The 16,544-nt window shown below is 72.8% G+C and carries 12 protein-coding genes and 1 tRNA gene; 8 read left to right on the forward strand and 5 right to left on the reverse strand.

What is annotated here, in order from left to right:
• The 3 genes from VG276_28275 to VG276_28285 form a co-directional block, all read left to right on the forward strand.
• Window positions 1-1,287 (forward strand): hypothetical protein (locus VG276_28275; protein ID HEV8653187.1); only part of this gene is annotated, 1,287 nt, incomplete at its 5' end.
• Window positions 1,288-1,761: 474 nt separating this feature from the next.
• Window positions 1,762-2,325 carry an RNA polymerase sigma factor gene (locus VG276_28280; protein HEV8653188.1) on the forward strand — a complete coding sequence of 188 codons (564 nt, stop codon included), beginning with the start codon at window positions 1,762-1,764 and terminating at the stop codon, window positions 2,323-2,325.
• Between the two features lie 170 nt (window positions 2,326-2,495).
• Complete coding sequence (locus VG276_28285; protein ID HEV8653189.1) at window positions 2,496-4,427, forward strand: glycosyltransferase; 1,932 nt, start codon at window positions 2,496-2,498, stop codon at window positions 4,425-4,427.
• Between the two features lie 235 nt (window positions 4,428-4,662).
• Here VG276_28285 and VG276_28290 read toward each other — a convergent pair whose 3' ends face one another.
• Window positions 4,663-6,978 (reverse strand): PQQ-dependent sugar dehydrogenase, encoded by a 2,316-nt coding sequence (locus VG276_28290; GenBank protein HEV8653190.1) that lies wholly within the window; start codon window positions 6,976-6,978, stop codon window positions 4,663-4,665.
• A 603-nt stretch (window positions 6,979-7,581) separates the two neighbouring features.
• Between VG276_28290 and VG276_28295 the strand changes: the two genes are divergently transcribed.
• Window positions 7,582-10,224 carry a LuxR C-terminal-related transcriptional regulator gene (locus VG276_28295; protein ID HEV8653191.1) on the forward strand — a complete coding sequence of 881 codons (2,643 nt, stop codon included), beginning with the start codon at window positions 7,582-7,584 and terminating at the stop codon, window positions 10,222-10,224.
• A gap of 506 nt (window positions 10,225-10,730) precedes the next feature.
• On the forward strand, window positions 10,731-11,219 hold the full coding sequence (locus VG276_28300; protein ID HEV8653192.1) for an LURP-one-related family protein: 489 nt from the start codon (window positions 10,731-10,733) through the stop codon (window positions 11,217-11,219).
• Between the two features lie 172 nt (window positions 11,220-11,391).
• Here VG276_28300 and VG276_28305 read toward each other — a convergent pair.
• Window positions 11,392-11,469: transfer RNA gene (locus VG276_28305), tRNA-Pro, on the reverse strand.
• A 194-nt stretch (window positions 11,470-11,663) separates the two neighbouring features.
• Here VG276_28305 and VG276_28310 point away from each other — a divergent pair.
• Window positions 11,664-12,443, forward strand: coding sequence for a hypothetical protein (locus tag VG276_28310; GenBank protein ID HEV8653193.1), 780 nt, complete (start codon window positions 11,664-11,666; stop codon window positions 12,441-12,443).
• A 206-nt stretch (window positions 12,444-12,649) separates the two neighbouring features.
• On the opposite strand, the gene VG276_28315 is transcribed toward VG276_28310, so the two are convergent.
• Complete coding sequence (locus VG276_28315) at window positions 12,650-13,630, reverse strand: aldo/keto reductase (GenBank protein HEV8653194.1); 981 nt, start codon at window positions 13,628-13,630, stop codon at window positions 12,650-12,652.
• Between the two features lie 9 nt (window positions 13,631-13,639).
• Window positions 13,640-14,524: an EamA family transporter gene (locus VG276_28320; protein HEV8653195.1), complete on the reverse strand. Its 885-nt coding sequence runs from the start codon at window positions 14,522-14,524 to the stop codon at window positions 13,640-13,642.
• 131 nt (window positions 14,525-14,655) lie between these two features.
• Here VG276_28320 and VG276_28325 point away from each other — a divergent pair, with 131 nt between their 5' ends.
• Both VG276_28325 and VG276_28330 read left to right on the forward strand, forming a co-directional pair.
• A complete protein-coding gene (locus tag VG276_28325) occupies window positions 14,656-15,168 on the forward strand; it encodes an Lrp/AsnC family transcriptional regulator (protein ID HEV8653196.1) in 513 nt (170 codons plus the stop codon).
• A 425-nt stretch (window positions 15,169-15,593) separates the two neighbouring features.
• Window positions 15,594-16,178, forward strand: coding sequence for an FtsX-like permease family protein (locus tag VG276_28330; GenBank protein ID HEV8653197.1), 585 nt, complete (start codon window positions 15,594-15,596; stop codon window positions 16,176-16,178).
• A 23-nt stretch (window positions 16,179-16,201) separates the two neighbouring features.
• Here VG276_28330 and VG276_28335 read toward each other — a convergent pair.
• Window positions 16,202-16,544: alpha/beta hydrolase (locus VG276_28335; protein ID HEV8653198.1), on the reverse strand; the 343-nt coding region annotated here is incomplete at its 5' end.

The following is a 16,544-nucleotide window of genomic DNA, read 5'->3' on the forward strand; positions in this document are numbered from 1 at the left end:
GAGACCAGGCAGGCGGCCGGCCCACCCGTGGGACCCAGGCAGGCGGCCGCCGCCCCACCGGTGGGTGGGAGTCCCTCCGGCGCGCCCGTCACGCCGCCGCCGTCCGGGCTGCAGGCCCCGGCCGAAACGCGGTCGCCCGGCCAGGTGACGCCCGGCGGGCAGCGGGCGGGTGACCACGGCCAGGCAGGTGGGGGGCTGGCCGACGCGGGGGCGGCCGCGGCCCAGCAGCCCGGCCCGGCGACCTCGGACGGTGAGCAGACCTCCCGGTTGCGCGGCTGGTGGCTCCCGGGGGTCGCAGCCGTACTCGGTGTGATCGCGCTGGTGTTCCTCGGGCTGTCGCTCAGCCGCGACCGCAACGGCACGACGGCTCCGGCGGTGACCACTGCGGCCACCCGGACGCCCACGACGGTACCGGCGAAGCCCCAGGCGTGGACCGCAGTGGCCCCCGGGCCGCTGGCGCTCGAGTCGAGCGGCTCCGCCGCGTTCAAGGGGCGGGTATGGATGGCCGGAGGCTTCGACGAGCGGTTCAAGGGACGAAACGACGTGGTCGTGTACGACCCGGCTACCAACAAGTGGAGCAACGGGCCCCCGCTGCCGCAGTCCCTCACCCACGCCGCGCTGGTGGCCACCGACAAGGAGCTGCTGCTGATCGGCGGCTACCGGAACTCGACGCTCGAGCCGATCACCACCGTGCGGCGGCTCGACTTGGCCACCTCCAGGTGGGTCCGCGGGCCGAGCCTGCCTGTCGCGCTCGGGGCGGGAGCCGCCGCGTGGGATGGGAAGCGGGTGGTGTTCGCCGGCGGCGTGACCGCCAACGGCAAGCCGTCTGCGGCCGTCTTCGCGCTCGAGGGCTCGTCGTGGCACCAGATCGGCAGCCTGACCAAGGCGCGCGAGCATCTCGCCGCGGCCAGCGACGGTGCGGGGACCACGTTCTTCCTCGCCGGTGAGGTCAACGACAGCGGGGGCAAGGTCGTGCTCGCCGACGTCGACGCCGTCGCCGGCAGCACCGTGCGACGGTTGGGGACCGTCCGTCGGCCTCGCGGCTCGGTGGCCGGCTTCTGGTCGCCGGCCGCCGGGGCCTGCGTGGTCGGGGGCCGGGACGGAGGCCGGAGCCTGTTCGCCGACGTGGAGTGCATCAACGCCAAGGGCACGGTGACGCGACTGGCGTCGCTGTCGAAGGCCCGGCACGGCCTGGGCGTCGCGGTCGTCGACGGCACCGCCTACGCCCTGCTGGGCGCTGGCCCGAGGAACCTCAAGATCGGCGAGGCCCTGCGGCTCGAGTCCTGAGCCGCAGGGTCCGGTGCCGCCCGATGGCGGCGGCCTCCGGCTGAACGGCTCGGGCGTTCATGCCCGGCGCAGCGGGGCAGGACGGCCACTGGCGGGCAGGACGGGCTGCTGGCAGGACGGCTGCTGGCGGGTGGACGGCTGCCAGCGGGTAGGACGGGCTGCTGGCAGGCACGACGGCTGCCAGTGGGCACGACGGCTGCCAGCGAGGGGTGGAGCCGTGGTCGCACCACCGCCGGGTCGAGCTGCTCTCGGTGGCTTGCAACCGCTGTAAGGGGTGTCGGCGCGGATTTGACAGATCTCGGAGCAACGTGCAGCTTCGTATGCCTTTGACACGGTCCGTCAAGGGGGCGAGATGCGCAATTGGGACCAGCAGCAGTCCCCCTCGGCGTTCCATTCCGGCGGTCCATGTGTCAAGCAGGGGCTCCGACCTCGAGTGGCGCCGCCCCGCTCATGGCCGGACAGGTAGGCGCGGCGATGCTCGGACCTACCTTCGAGGCCGTGCTCACGGCCGCCGTACGAGGCGACGACGAGGCGTTCCGCGAGCTGTGGCGCGACCTGCAGCCCCCGTTGCTCCGCTATCTGCGGGTTCGCGCTCCCGACGTAGCCGACGACCTCGCTGCCGAGACCTGGCTCGAGGTGATCCGCGGCCTACGGCGGTTCACCGGTGACGAGCAGGGGTTCCGCGCCTGGATGTTCACCATTGCCCGCCACCGGGCCATCGACTGGCGCCGTCGGGCGGCGCGCCAGCACACCGAGTTGCTGCCTTCCGAGGCGCTCCTGGACCGCGCGGCACCAGACGACCCGGCCGTCGCCGCGCTCGAGGCCATCTCCACCCGGAGCGCCCTGGCTGTGCTCGCCACGCTGCCCGCCGAGCAGGCTGAGGCGATCCTTCTCCGGGTGGTCGCCGGCTTGGACGTCGCCGAGGTCGCTGGCATCATGGGCAAGCGCCCGGGGACGGTCCGCGTGCTCACCCACCGGGGGCTGCGCCGGTTGGCCGAGCGGTTCAGCCTCCATCTGGAGCATCGCGGGGCAGGGTAACGCCATGGCGCCGGGGTCGCGCACGAGTGTGACCGGACCGCGGCTGCCATGCTCGTCTGCCGGTCTGTGTCCGACGCCGGGCCGCACGCGGCGCCTGGCGCGACGAGATGACCCCTCGCTCAATTCCGTGTCGTGCCTGCCGATCTTCCATCTCTGGACGCTGTCTCGAGATGAGGGCCGGCATCGTGCGCGAGCGGTACGGGGTAGTCGGAGGCATCGGGGACCGACCGGAGCTGCCCGCGTTCCCGGACGGCAGCGCTCCGCTCGGCTCCGGTCCCCGCGACCAGGTCGCGCGCGCTGTCGCCTTGCTCGCGCTGGCCGTCACGACGGCCTATCTGGCCTGGCGAGCGGTTGCCACGGTGGACCTGGCGGTGTGGTGGCTGTCGCTGCCGCTGTACGTCCTCGAGCTGCACGCGGCGATCGGGCTGGGTCTGTACACCTTCTCGCTGTGGGACGTGCGGGCCGGGCCGCGGCCGCGGCCGCTCCGGGAGGCCGGACTGCGGGTGGCGGTGCTCGTCCCGACCTGGAACGAGCCGCCGGAGGTGCTCGCCCCGACCATCGCCGCCGCGGTGGCGCTGCAGCCGGCCCACGAGACCTGGGTGCTCGACGACGGGGACCGGCCGCACGTCGCCAGCCTGGCCGGTGAGCTCGGCGCCCGCTACCTGCGCCGCGCCGACCACGGCAACGCCAAGGCGGGCAACCTCAACCACGCCCTCGGGGTCGTCGACGCCGACGTCGTGGCCGTGCTCGACGCCGACCACGTCGCCCGGCCGGCATTCCTGACCAGCACCCTCGGCTACTTCGACGACGAGCGGGTCGCTCTGGTCCAGACGCCGCAGGACTTCTACAACCTCGAGTCGTTCGAGCACAGCCGCACCGCCAGGCGGGACGGGTTCAACGAGCAGTCGCTGTTCTACCGGGCCATCCTGCCGGGCAAGAACCGCTGGCAGGCGGCGTTCTGGTGCGGCACCAACGCGCTGCTGCGGGTCGCCGCGCTCCGGGAGGTCGGTGGAGTGGCCACCGGAACCGTCACCGAGGACATCCACACGACCATCCGGCTGCACGCGGCGGGCTGGCGCACCGTCTACCACAACGAGGTCCTGGCCAGGGGTCTTGCCGCGGGTGGCGCCGGTCAGTACCTGCTGCAGCGGCGCCGTTGGGGCACCGGGGCCATGCAGGTGCTGCGAGCGGACAACCCGCTGACGATGCCGGGCCTCACCCTGGCGCAGCGGCTGGCCTACGCCTTCACGCTGCTTGGCTGGTTCGACGCCTGGCGGTCACTCGGCTATCTGCTGCTGCCGGTGGCCGCCCTGCTCACCGGCGCGATCCCGATCCGGGCTCCGATCGCCACCTTCGCCACCGCCTTCGTGGCCGCCTTCGCCCTCCAGCAGCTCGCGCTGTGGCTGCTGGGCCGGGGGTGGCAGCGACCATGGCTGGCCGTCTTGTTCGACCTGGTGCGGCTGCCGTCCAACCTGGCCGCCACTCTGGCCCTCTTCGGGCCACGCACAACCAGGTTCCAGGTCACCCCCAAGGGCCGCACCGGTGAGCGTCCACGCCGGACGCCAGCCCCCCGGATCCTGTGGGCCGTCGCCGTCGCCTCGGCCGTCGCCGGCGCCTGGTTCGTGGCCACGCTCGCGGGGCGCACCCCGCTGCACTACGGCGTCCCAGCGGCTGCGTTCGCCGCGGCCGCCTGGCTCGCCCTGAACCTGCTGCTGGTGATCGCCGCGATCGCCCGGATTCGTGCCATCCGCTACGGCACCGAGCGGCGCGCCAGCGTCCGCTTCCCGGTGTCGCTGCCCGCGCGGCTGGACGGCGTACCCTGTACCGCCGGTGACCTGTCGGTCACCGGCGCCCGGGTGTCGGCGCCGTCCCGGCTTCCCAGCGACCCGTCGACGTTGGTCCTGGAGGCGCTCGGGAGGACCGTCACGCTGCGGTGCGCGGCGCGGGGACGTGTCGACCACCCGGATGGGAGTCAGACCGTCGCGCTCGAACTCGTGCTCGGACAGTGGCGAGCGATCGGCGCCCTGACGCACCTGCTGTTCAACGCCGGCGTGGGTCTCGACGTCGTCCCGGAGCCGTCCGCGGTCGACGCGGTCGCCTGAGCCGCCTTCTACCGTTTGATGGCACCAGCCGTTTGATGGCACCAGCCGTCTTGATGGTACCAGCCGTTGGATCGGACCGGCCGGCCGACGCGGGGCGACGCGGCCGGCCGGCCGACGCGGGGCAGCCGGACCGGCCGGCCGCTCACTGCCTGCGACGGGTGGGTGTGGGTCGCTCACCGCCTGCGACGGGTGGGTGTGGGTCGCTCACTGCCTGCGACGGGTGGGTGTGGGTCGCTCACCGCTTGCGATAGATGGCCGTGTAGGTGGTGTTCGTGGTCGGCGCGACGAGGGTGTGGTTCTGCGGACCGCCGTCCGACCACGACGAGAAGTAGTAGGTCGACCGGTTGAAGGTCTGCGGGGACGGGGCGCTGACCGAGTTGTGCGAGGCGACCACCACCGTGACGCTGAACGGGGTCGGCTGCGCCGCTTCGTTGACCAAGAGACCAGCAAGCTTGAGACCGCCAGGGTTGGTCTTGAAGGTCAGCAGCACGGTCCTCGGGTCGAGCCGCACGCTGGTCGTCGACGTCAGACCGCCGGAGTCGCTGGCCGTGAGCTGGATCTCGAGCCAGCAGGGGTACTGGTGGTCTGGGGCCGAGAACGACCCGCCGGCCACCCCGCTGGCAGTCTCCAGCTCGTGGGTGTGGCAGTCGCTCGGCGAGGTGCAGTGGTGCAGGATCAGCTTCCAGCTCAGCGCCGACGCGGGCAGCGCGCCGTCCTGGGCGTCGCTGGCGCGGCCGGAGAAGCCGATCGGGTCCCCGACCTTCCAGGTCAGGCTCGAGCTCGGCGTGTCGATCACCGCGACCGGCGCGGTGTTGCCGACCGTGATCGTGACCGAGGCGGTGTCGGTCGCGCCCTGATCGTCGGTGACCCTGAGCATGACCGTGTAGGTGCCGTCAGCGGTGTAGGTGTGGGTCGGCTGGGGACCGGTGGCGTCGCCGAAGGCCCCGTCGCCGTTCAGATCCCACGAGTAGGTGAGCGGCCTGCCCTCGGGATCAGTCGACCCGGTCCCGTCGAAGCTCACCGTCAGCGGGGCGCTGCCGCTTGTCGGGCTCGCGCCGATCCTGGCGGTGGGCGGCTGGTTGGCCGCGGTAAAGGTGACCCGGTGAACCGCACCACCCTCCATGTCGACGTAGAACAGGTCCCCGCCCGGGCCGGTCTTGAGGTCGACCGGGTGCCCGGCCGCCCCGCCGCTTGCGTCGACGCCGATGAACGACTGGAGCCTGCCGCGGTCGGGCAGGCCGTCGGTGCCGGGGAGCATGGCCCAGATCTCGTTGCGGGAGTGGTCGCCGAAGAACAGCGCGCCGTTGTAGGCGGCCGGGTACGACCCGCCCTGGTAGAAGGCCAGCCCGGTGATGGAAGAGCCCCCCGTCCGGCAGCCCGCGTAGCTCACCACGCAGGCGCTGTGGTTGTAGGCGTAGTAGGGCGCCGCGACCGACCCGCTCGTGTTGTACAGGCTCGAGCACTGGTTGAGGCCGGCGCCCTCGTAGCCGGTCTGCCTCGGGGTGCCCTCGTAGCAGGGCCAGCCGAAGTTCCGGGTGGCGGTGCCGGTCGGGGCGGTGAGCCGGTTGATCTCCTCCCAGGTGCCCCAGCCGACGTCGCCGATCCACAGCTCGTCGGTCCCGGGCCGCTGCGTGAAGCGGAACGGGTTGCGCAGGCCGTAGCCCACGATCCGCCTGGCGTTGGCGTCGCTTGAGGACCCGAAGGGGTTGTCGGCCAGGCCCTGACCCGTGGCCGGGTCGATGCGCAGGATCGCGCCGTCCAGGGTGGCCGGGCCGTCGGTGCGCCGGACGCTCTGGCTGCGCAGCGCGCCGCCCTCGGCGGTGGGGGCGGTGAGCGGGGTGCCGGCTGGCGCGGGCGGGTCGCCGCACGGGTTGGCCTTGTTGCCGGCGTAGAACGCCCCGTACTGGCCGTAGTCGACGTTGTTGAAGCTCGCACCGTCGCCGCCGCCGACGTACAGCTTGCCGTCCCGGCCGAACAGCAGGGTGCCGATGGAGTGGCTCGGGTACTGCTGGCACCACTCCTCGATCAGCACCTGCTCGCTGCCGGTCATGGTGCTGCCGCTGGCCGTGAGCCGCGAGACGCGCGCCGACACCAGGCATCCGTCGGTCGTCGCGCCCGGCGGGGTGGGGCAGGCGTCGTTCCAGGTCGGCGCTGTGCCGCCGATCGGCGCGTCGTAGGTGTAGAGCACGTACACGTACGGGCTGGCGGGGAAGTTCGGGTCGAGCGCGAGGCCGAGCAGGCCCCGGTCCCAGTAGTCGTCGACGTTGACCGACAGGTCGGCGAAGGTGACCGGGCTGGTGTCGGCCAGGCTCTGGAAGACCTTGACAACCCCGTTCTTCTGGCCGACGAAGATGCGGCCGTCGGAGGCGAACTGGACGACGGTCGGGTTGGTCAGCCCGCTGAGCACCACCGAGTCACGAAAGCCGCTGGGCAGCGTCGACGCCTGCGCCGGTCGGCCAGCAGTGAGCACGGCGAGCGGCCCGAGCAGGAGCAACGCGAGCGCCGCCGTGCGCAGCCGGAGTGAAAGCGCCCGGGTCTGGGACAGCTGCATGCCGGCCTCCCCCTTTGAGCCCGGCAGGCAAGAGACCGAAACGGTGCGGCGTAGCGTCCACCGCTGTGCTCAGGTCGCCGAGCTGGTCCTACGACAACGAGCTGGTCCTACGACAAGATGGGTGTACCGGCCTGGAGCGTGGGCGTACATCCCGCGTTCTACGTAGCTTTACCGAGTTCGCCTGGATGAGCAGGCCTGCCTGTTCGCCCCATGCTCCGGGCCGGCGTGCGGGCCGAGGACCTGGTCTGCCGCTTCGGTGGCGAGGAGTTCGTCGACGACAGCAGTAGCACCGTCCCCGAGCAGGCTCTCGCTGAAGTTCGCCAGCACGTTCACGATCCCAACGGGACTGCCTGGCCGCACGGGCGGCCGGCCGCTCCCCCCGGCGGCCAGCCGCCCGGGACCGGGCAGCGACCCCCCAGCTGCCCGGCGCCGGCCCCTCGGGGCCGGGCGCGGCCGAGACACGATGGTGCCCATGGCGCGGTCCGTCTCCTAGCCACCAACCGGCCGCCCTGGTTTCCCGACTCGACGGTATCCGGGGGCGCGTTCCCTGTCGTGAGCAGTCGGCTACTCTATGGGCCCGATCGGGCGGTATAGGATGGCCGCGTGAACGGCTCGTGGCTACTGGTCGGGCGCCAAGCCGAGCTCGAGGCGCTGACCGCGGGCATCACAGACGCCAGCTCTGGCGGCGTCGTGCTCGCCGGCACCACCGGGGTCGGCAAGACTAGGCTGGCCAGGGAAGCCCTGGCATGGGCGGAGGCGGCCGGGTGGGACGTCGAGTGGGTGGCCGCGACCCGGGCGGCGGCCTCGATCCCGTTCGGGGCCGTGTCCCACCTGCTGCCTCCGGCCGAGCGCCTCGGCGATGACCGCCTGGACACCCTCCGACGAGCCACCGCCCTGCTTGCCGAGCGGGGCCGCGGGCGGCCCCTGGTGGTCGGGGTCGACGACGCCCACCTGCTCGACGACGCCTCGGCCGCGCTGGTGCACCAGCTTGCGCTGGGTGGTCTGGCGGTGGTGCTGGCCACCGTGCGCACCGGTGAGCCGGCCCCCGACGCGGTGGTCGCGCTGTGGAAAGACGGTCTGGCCCGCCGCCTCGACCTGCCAGCGTTGGCGGCGGAGGCGACCGCCGAGCTGCTCGGCCACGCCCTGGGCGGGCCGTTCGACGGAGTGACCAGGCAGGAGGTGCTGCGAGTGACAGGGGGCAACCCGCTGTACCTGCGCGAGCTGGTCCTGGGCGGGCTGAAGACCGGCGCCCTGCGCCAGGTCGATGGGGTGTGGCGCTGGAAAGGCGGGCTGGGCGGCGCGACGCGGCTGGCCGAGCTGGTCGAGGCCCGCCTGGGCGCCCTGGGCGAGACGGCCAGGGCCGCGGTGGAGCTGGCTGCCTGGGGCGAGCCCCTGCCCGTCCGGGTGCTCGAGCGGCTGGTGGACAAGGATGCAGCCCAGACGGCCGAGCGGAGCGGCCTGCTGGCGCTGGGGCGGTCCGGCCGCCGCCTGCTAGCCCGCCTGGCCCACCCGCTGTATGGCGAGGTGCTGCGGGCCACGCTGCCGGTGAGCCGGGTCCGAGCGGTCGCCGAGCGGCTGGCGGCCGCCTTCGGCGCCGGCACCTTGCGACGGCGGGACGACGTGCTGCGGGTTGGGGCCTGGCAACTGGAAGCGGGTGTGGCCACCCGCCCGGCCCTGCTGCTGGAGGCCGCCGGGCAGGCCACGGCCCGCTTCGACCTCGAGTTGGCCGAGCGCCTGGCCCGTGCCGCCGTCGAGGCGGGTGGCGGTCCGACCGCGGTGCGGCTGGTGGCCGAGACCCTCGAGTGGCAGGGTCGGCACGCCGAGGCGGTCGCGGTCATGGACGACGAGCCGCCCACCCAGGGCGCTGAGCGGGCCCGCTGGGCAAGCGTCCGAGCCGGGAACCTCTACTGGGGGCTGGAGCAGACCGCTGAGGCCGAGGAGGTGTTGCAGCAGGCCGCGCTGGCCGAGGAGGGAGGCGAGGAGGCGGTCGCCATGCTGGCCTGGATCCTGCTGTTCGACGGGCGCCTGCGGGAGGCCGTGGCGGTCGCCGGTCGGGTCCTTGACCGACCCGGGGCGCCCGCCCAGGCGCTCGTGTGGGCCTCGACCGCGGCCGTGCCTGCGCTCGGGTCGCTCGGCCGGCTCGGCGAGGCGCTCGCCGTGGCCGACCGGGGGCTGGCCGTGGCCAGGGCGCACTCGCAGGAGCTGCCCTGGGGCAAGACCCAGCTCGACCTGGTCCGATGCCAGGTCCTGCTCGGCGCCGGGCGGCTCGCCGAGGCCGGCTCGATCGCCGACGCCGGCTACCACGCCGCGGTCGCCGACCGCTCACCCGAGCGAACCGGGGGCTGGGCCGGCTTCCGCGGCCTGGTCGCCAAGGCCCAAGGGCAGGTCGCCACCGCTGAGGCGTCGTTGCGGGAGGCGGTCGCACTGCTCGACGAGCAGGACCCCTACCGGTTCATGCGCTGGTGCCTGGCCGAGCTGGCCAGCGTCGCCGCCCTGGCCGGTGACCAGCCGGCGGCAGCCGCCTGGCTGGAGCGGGCCGACGCCCGCGGTGGGGAGGCCAACCGGTTCTTCGACGCCTGGGTGGAGCTGGACCGGGCCTGGGTGGCAGCCGGGGCCGGCGAGCTGACCAGAGCTGCCCGGCTGGCCAGACAGGCGGCCGAGCTGGCCAGGGCCTGCCGGCAGTTCACGTTCGAGGCGGTCGCCCTGCACGACGTGGCCCGGCTGGGCGCTCCTGCCGGAGTTCGGGAACGTCTGGAGGACTTGGCCGGCCTGCTCGAGGGGCGGCTGGCTCCGGTGCTGGCCACCTCGGCGGCCGGGCTGGCCGCCGGGGATGGGGCGGCCCTGGACCGGGTCGCGGCGGCCTTCGAGGACCTCGGCGCGATGCTGCTGGCGGCTGAGGCCGCGGCCGCCGCTGCCCGCGCCCACCAGGCCACCGGCCGCGACGCCAGGGCCAACGCCTCCCACGAGCGGGCTGCAGCACTGGCCGCCGCCTGCCAGGAGGCCCGCACCCCCGGCCTCGACCCGGGCGCACTGGCCTCGACCCTCACTCCGAGAGAGCGGGAGGTGGCCATGCTGGCCGCCGCCCGCACCTCCAGCCGCGAGATCGCCGCCCGGCTCGACCTGTCGGTCCGCACGGTCGACAACTACCTGGGCCGCGCCTACGCCAAGCTCGGCGTCTCTGGCCGGGTCGAGCTGGCCGCCCTCCTAGGGGCCAGGGCCGCGTGGCAAGCGCCACGGAGGGCTTGAGCCCGGTCGCAAAGCCTCGGCTTCCTGGGAGCAGCTACGGGGGGGAAGGCAGCGCCTCTCCCACTCGTGACCCCCTCGATCCGCCTGCCGAGCAAGGCACACGCTGGCACAGCTAGAGGTTAGAATGCATCCAGTAGCCGCTGTCGCCACCACCCAGCCGTCACCGTCGCAGGGTGACGCATCACCGCCATACCAGCTCAGTGGAGTGGAGGGCATCATCGCCACCGCCGCGGCGCCGTGGCATCCGCCTACTGTGAAGCTCCCCTGGACCTGACCTGTCGAGCCTGGGCAGGCACCGCCTGAGTTCCCACGGCACAAGCGCGAACGGCTCCCGTCGGCCCCCCGCGGGGGCCGTTCGCATGTGAGAGGAGCGGTTGGTTATTACGGGTGATGCTGTTGCTCGCCACGGCCACCGCATCCTGGACGACGCCTACCAGGCCGCTCACAATGCACAGATTCGCTCCACTCGCCAGGCCCGCGCTGTCTCTTGGTAGGGAGGAGATCAGATGTACCTGATCCGCGAGCGCTTCTTCCGGATGGGCGAGGACTCCGACATCACCGACGAGCAGGGCCAGCCCGTGCTGCACGTGGACGGCAAGGTGCTGAGCCTGCACGACCGGCTGGTGCTTCGCGACCCCGACGGGCGCGAAGTCGCCCAGGTGTACCGCAAGCTCGCCGCGCTCCGGCCGACCTACCAGATCTCGGTCGGTGGCGAGAAGGTCGCCGAGGTGCGAAAGCACCTCTTCACGCCCTTCGGCGACCGGTTCACGATCGACATCCCGGGCCCTGACGACCTCGAGATGGCAGGCAATCTGTTCGACCACGAGTTCACCATCCGGCGAGGGGACCAGACAGTGGCGACCGTGTCCAAGCGCTGGTTCAGCATGCGCGACACCTACGCTGTCGACGTCGCCCCAGGCGAGGACGACCTGTTGATCCTGGCCAGCGTCCTCGCGCTGGACTTGGCGGAGGACCGCGAACGCGACCACCGATGATCGCCCGAGGGCCGCAACCCGCGGAGCACGCGACAGCTGCCGGCGCACCGAGGTCAGCACCGTCGCATCGATTGAGCCTCGTCCGAGCTCAGCGCACCCGCAGGTAGGGTCCGACATACCGCTTGCCGGGTGAGGGACGCCGGCACCCCTGTGAGCAGGGGGTTGGTGCTGGTGGTCGGGACGGCCGGATTTGAACCGGCGACCCCCTGCTCCCAAAGCAGGTGCGCTGACCAAGCTGCGCCACGTCCCGTACGCATAGCCTCTGAGCTGCGAAGATGCTACACTCGGGCGTAGTGGTCGGCAAGCACAGCGCTCACTGCGCATCTGCTTCGGCCCCGCGCCTGCCCCGTCGGAGCCGCAGGAGAGGCGTAGTGAGCGCTGGCGTGTCCGTCGGCGACGGCGCAGACTAGTCGCACCAGGCCCGAACCTTCCCTGGAGTGCCTCATGTCGCGCTACGACCCTCTCATGTCGCGCTACGACCCTCAGCCGCCAGCGCTGCTCCCGATGCTGTCGCGGGGCAAGCACCGCAGCCCGCGCAAGGGCGCGTGCTTCATGGAGTTTGCCTCCCTGCTCGCCGGCGAGCGCTTCAGTGACCACCCGGCGTGCACCCACCCCCTGCTCGCCGCGGTAGCCCGGCACGTCAACGACTACACCTCCGACGCCGGCCGTCCACGGCTGGCCGACCTGATCCCGTCGGTGACCGGGCTGACCGGCGAGGACCTGCACATCGACGCGCGGATCGCGTTGGGGTCGGCCACGATGGCGCTGCCGGTGGCGGCGGCCGAGCGCCAACGCGTCCTGGCGGTCTCGGTGCTGGCGTGCGAACGCGTCCTGGCGGCGCTGGACGGGCGACCGGTGGGAGCCCTCGAGGAGCAGAGCCGCTCGGCCCTGGCGCAGGCGCCGCACGCCGCGGCGTGGGCCTCCCAGTTCATCAGCGGCGCCCGGCCCTCGGCGACCTCCGCGAAGCATTTCCGCCGGCAGGCCGCGCCCAGCATCGTCCATGACGCCGTCAAGAGCATCGCGCAGGCCTGCGTCCCGGACCCGGATGGGATGCTCCGCGGCCTGCTTGTCCAGGCGATCGGTGCCTGCGCGGCGTGGGCCGGTCGCGACCCTCACCGCGGCGCCGCGTTCGACACCACCGCGTGGCTGGCCGCGTGCCGGCGCACCGGAGGGGCACCAGCCGCGGACGCGACACGTCGGGCGAGCGGCTCGAGCAGGTACTGACGGCACGGCGGGCACCGGCGGCGACCCATCAGCGCCGCCTGGATCCTCTCCGGATCCGTTGTACGTGGTCGGCGAGGCGGTGAAAGCTGCCGTGGGCAGGGCCAGCACAACCCACTCCCGCCGGCCAGCCCGTGGCGCAACGTCAGCAGTCATGTGCTGATCTCCTCCGTCGCCGCGGCTGGTCCGTTACGGGCGGAGTCTGACAGTCAGTGGTGGCCGAGGACCGGGTGGGGGCGGTACGGGGCCTCCAGCCGGGCCACCTCGTCCTCGCTCAAGGTCACCTCGACCGCGGCGATCGCGTCCTCGAGGTGGCCTAGCTTGGTCGCTCCGACGATCGGTGCGGTCACGGCGGGCTTGCCGAGCAGCCAGGCAAGCGCGATCTGCGCCGGGGGCAGGCCGCGCTCGGCGGCGACCGCGCGGACCACGGCGACGACGTCGAAGTCGTCGTCGCCGTACATGGCGTCGGCGAGCGGGTCGCTGCCGGCCCGGACGGTGCGCTGCCCGCCGCCCCGCTCGCGGTTGCCGGCGAGCAGCCCGCGCGCCAGCGGGCTCCACGGGATGCAGCCGACGCCCTGGTCGAGGCAGAGCGGGATCATCTCCCGCTCCTCCTCGCGGTAGACCAGGTTGTAGTGGTTCTGCATCGAGGTGAACCGGGTCCAGCCGGCCGCCTTGGCGGTGTGCTGCGCCTTGGAGAACTGCCAGGCGTACATGCTGGACGCCCCGAGGTAGCGTGCCTTGCCGGCCCGCACGACGTCGTGCAGCGCCGCCATCGTCTCCTCGACCGGGGTCTCGTCGTCCCAGCGGTGGAGCTGGTAGAGGTCGACGTGGTCGGTGCCCAGCCGGCGCAGCGAGTCATCGATGCCGGCAAGGACGTGCTTGCGCGACAGCCCGCGGTCGTTGGGGCCCGGGCCCATCGGGAAGTAGACCTTGGTGGCCAGCACGTAGTCGTCGCGGCGTGGGAACAGCTTGGCGAGCAGCCGGCCGGTGATCTCCTCGGTCATGCCGTCGGAGTAGATGTCGGCGGTGTCGAAGAAGGTCACGCCGGCCTCGACCGCGCGCCGTACGATCGGCTCGGCCTCGTCCTCGCCCAGATGCCATTCGCGTTCGGCCCGGGAGCCGTAGCTCATCATGCCAAGGGCGATCCGCGAGACCTTCAGCCCCGACGAACCCAACCGCGCGTACTGCATCCCGCCTCCTCAGGCGTCGACATCGTCGTGGAGTCTTCCATGCGGCGGGACCTGGTGGAGCGCGACGCCGGCGACGACCAGCGCGATGCCGAGCAGATCCTGACCGGTGGGGAGCTGGCGCAGCACGGTCGCGCCGATGATCGTGCCCAGCATGGGCAGCAGCGCCAGCATCAGGGCGAAGGTGGCGCGCGGCAGCCTCGCCATCGCCAGCTGGTCGGTGACGTAGGGGATCACCGAGGAGCAGACGCCCACGCCCACGCCGGCGGCCAGCAGCGCCGGGTGCGGGAACGCCGTCAGGGCGCCGCCGAGCCCGACCGGCGTCACCACCACGGCGGCGACCAGCATCGCCGCGCCGAGCTGGTCGATCCCGCTCATGGCGCCGCTGCCGGCATCGGTGTTGGCGACCCGGTGCCCGAGGACCACGTAGAGCACGAACAGCGCGCAGTTGCCGAAGGCGAACGCGAACCCGAGCGGCTGCCCGGCGAGGCGCAGGTCGGCGAGCGCGGCCACGCCGCACGCGGTGAGCGCGAGCGCCGCGGCGTTGCGCGGCGTGGTGGCGCCCGCGACTGCCAACAGCACCACCCCGAGAAACTCGATGGCGCCCACGGTTGCCAGCGGCAGCCGCGCCACCGCGAGGTAGAACAGCACGTTCATCGCGGCGAGCGCGGCCCCGAGCTGGGCAAGCAGCACGCGCCCGCGCCGGTCGGTGCGGGCGAGCAGCCGCCAGGGGCGGCGCCACGCCGCGAACAGCGCCGCGGCGGCCACGATCCGCAGCCACGCCACCCCGAGCACGTCGAGGTGGGCGAACAGCAGCACGGCAAAGGCCGGGCCAAGATAATGGAACACCGCGCTGACCAGGAAGAACGGCTGCGGTGGCAGGCCCTGGAGCCGCAGCGACCACGCCGGCGCCGGCCCGCTCGTCCGGCGGTCCGGGGAGGTCAGCGCTTGCGCCGTGGTGTTCACCGGCGCATCCTACGAAGGCAGCGCGCCGCAATGAATGGCCAAACAGCGGAGCTTGGACCGAGATGCCGGCCGAACAACGAAACAACGGGCGCCAGACTTTCGATTCGATCGACGACATCGACCGGCGCATCGTCGCGGAGCTCTACGGCGACGCCAGGCTCCGGGTCGCCGAGCTCGGCCGGCGGGTCGGGCTGTCCCCGCCCGCGGTGGCCGAACGGCTGCGGCGGCTCACCGACAGCGGCGCCCTCCACTTCCAAGCCGAGGTCGAGCCGCGCGCGCTCGGCTACACCCTCTGCGCCATCGTCAGGGTCAGCCCGACCACGCGCGACCTCAAGCTGATCCCCGACGTCGCCCGCCGGCTACCCGAGGTCACCGAGTGCTACCGCATCACCGGCGACGACTGCTACTTCATGAAGCTGTACCTGCGCTCGATCGAGGAGCTCGAGCCGATCCTGGACCGCTTCACACCGCTGGGCCGCACGACCACCTCGATCGTGAACGCAACCCCCGTCCCGCGCCGGCCGCTCCCCGTCGCCGAGACCGAGCTGGGGCCGGTCGCCGTCGATCTCGGCTGAGCCGGACCATCGCGCCCGCCACCAGCGCGGCGACCAGCGAGTGGTCGGCGGTGACGGCGGCGAGCAGACCGGCGGCCGAACCGGCCAGCTCGGCCGTGATCACGCCAACCATCCCCGCGACCGTCAGGAATCCTTGCCAGCGCCCGCCCCGCAGCCCCTGGATTCTGAGTCGATCCGCGGGCGGGACACTGAGCAGTGCGCTGACATGTCGGGTGGCCTCAGGGTGTGCCTTGCAGTGCCGAGAGGCGGAGGCAGCGCTCTTGTAGGCGCGAGCTATGCCGAGCTGCGATGTTGCGACTCCTGGAGGGCCGCTACCCGACCGGCGCGGGCGAGGTCGCGGTCACCGACGAGGTGGCGAGGACCTTCAGCTCCACATCGGTGACCGGTTCGACCGCGACGGTCACGACCGGACCGTCGTCGGCCTGGTGGAGAACCCCACCGACCTGCTGGACGAGTTCGCCCTGGTGTCCCCGGGGCAGGCCGGCCGGCCGGACTCGGTGACGGTCCTGCTCGACGCGAGCTCGGGGAGGGTCGACGCGTTCCGGCTGTCGGACGGCCGCCGCCCGTCGATGGTCGAGACCCGCCAGCTCGACGAACAGGCGTCCGGCGCGGCGGTCATCCTGGTCCTCGCCACGGTCGGGCTGCTGCTGGTCTGCCTGGTCGCCGCGGCAGGCTTCGCGGTCGTCGCCCAGCGTCGGCTCCGCCAGTTCGGGATGCTCGCCGCGGTCGGGGCGACCGACAAGCACCTGCGTCTGGTGATGCTGGCCAACGGCGCCGTGGTCGGGGCGGCCGCCGCCCTGGTCGGGACCACCGTGGGCGTGCTCGGCTGGTTCGCGGTCGCACCGCGGCTGGAGACGGTCGCCGCGCAGCGCATCGACCGGCTCGACGTGCCGTGGTGGGCGATCGGGACGGGCATGCTCCTGGCGGTCGGGTCGGCCACCGCCGCGGCCTGGTGGCCGGCCCGGTCGGTGGCAGCACCCCAGCGCCACCAGCACGGACATCCTCATTGACGCGGCGTCGCGGCAGCAGTCCTCTAGGTGAAGCGCTTGACGAACGCGAGCGCCCTGTTCGCAACTTCGCGCCAGCCGCTGTCGATGGTGAGCGCGTGCCCGCGGTTGGGGATCTCGACGATCTCGGTCACGCCCTCGTTGCCCTGCTGCTGCTGCTGGTAGGACGCGTTCGCGATCGCCCACGGGACGGTGTGGTCCTTCTCGCCGGAGATGATCAGCAACGGCCCACGGTCGGGGTTCCTGGTGTCGACCTTGGCCTCGGTCCAGGGGTTGAGGTTGGCCGCCGCGGCCTGGAAGATCGGGCGGCCGGAGGCAGGTACGGCATAGGTCTCGTAGAGCTGCTTGGCCTCCTCCTCGTCCACCGCG

Source organism: Actinomycetes bacterium (assembly GCA_036000965.1).
In the GTDB taxonomy this organism is placed as follows: Bacteria; Actinomycetota; CALGFH01; order CALGFH01; family CALGFH01; genus DASYUT01.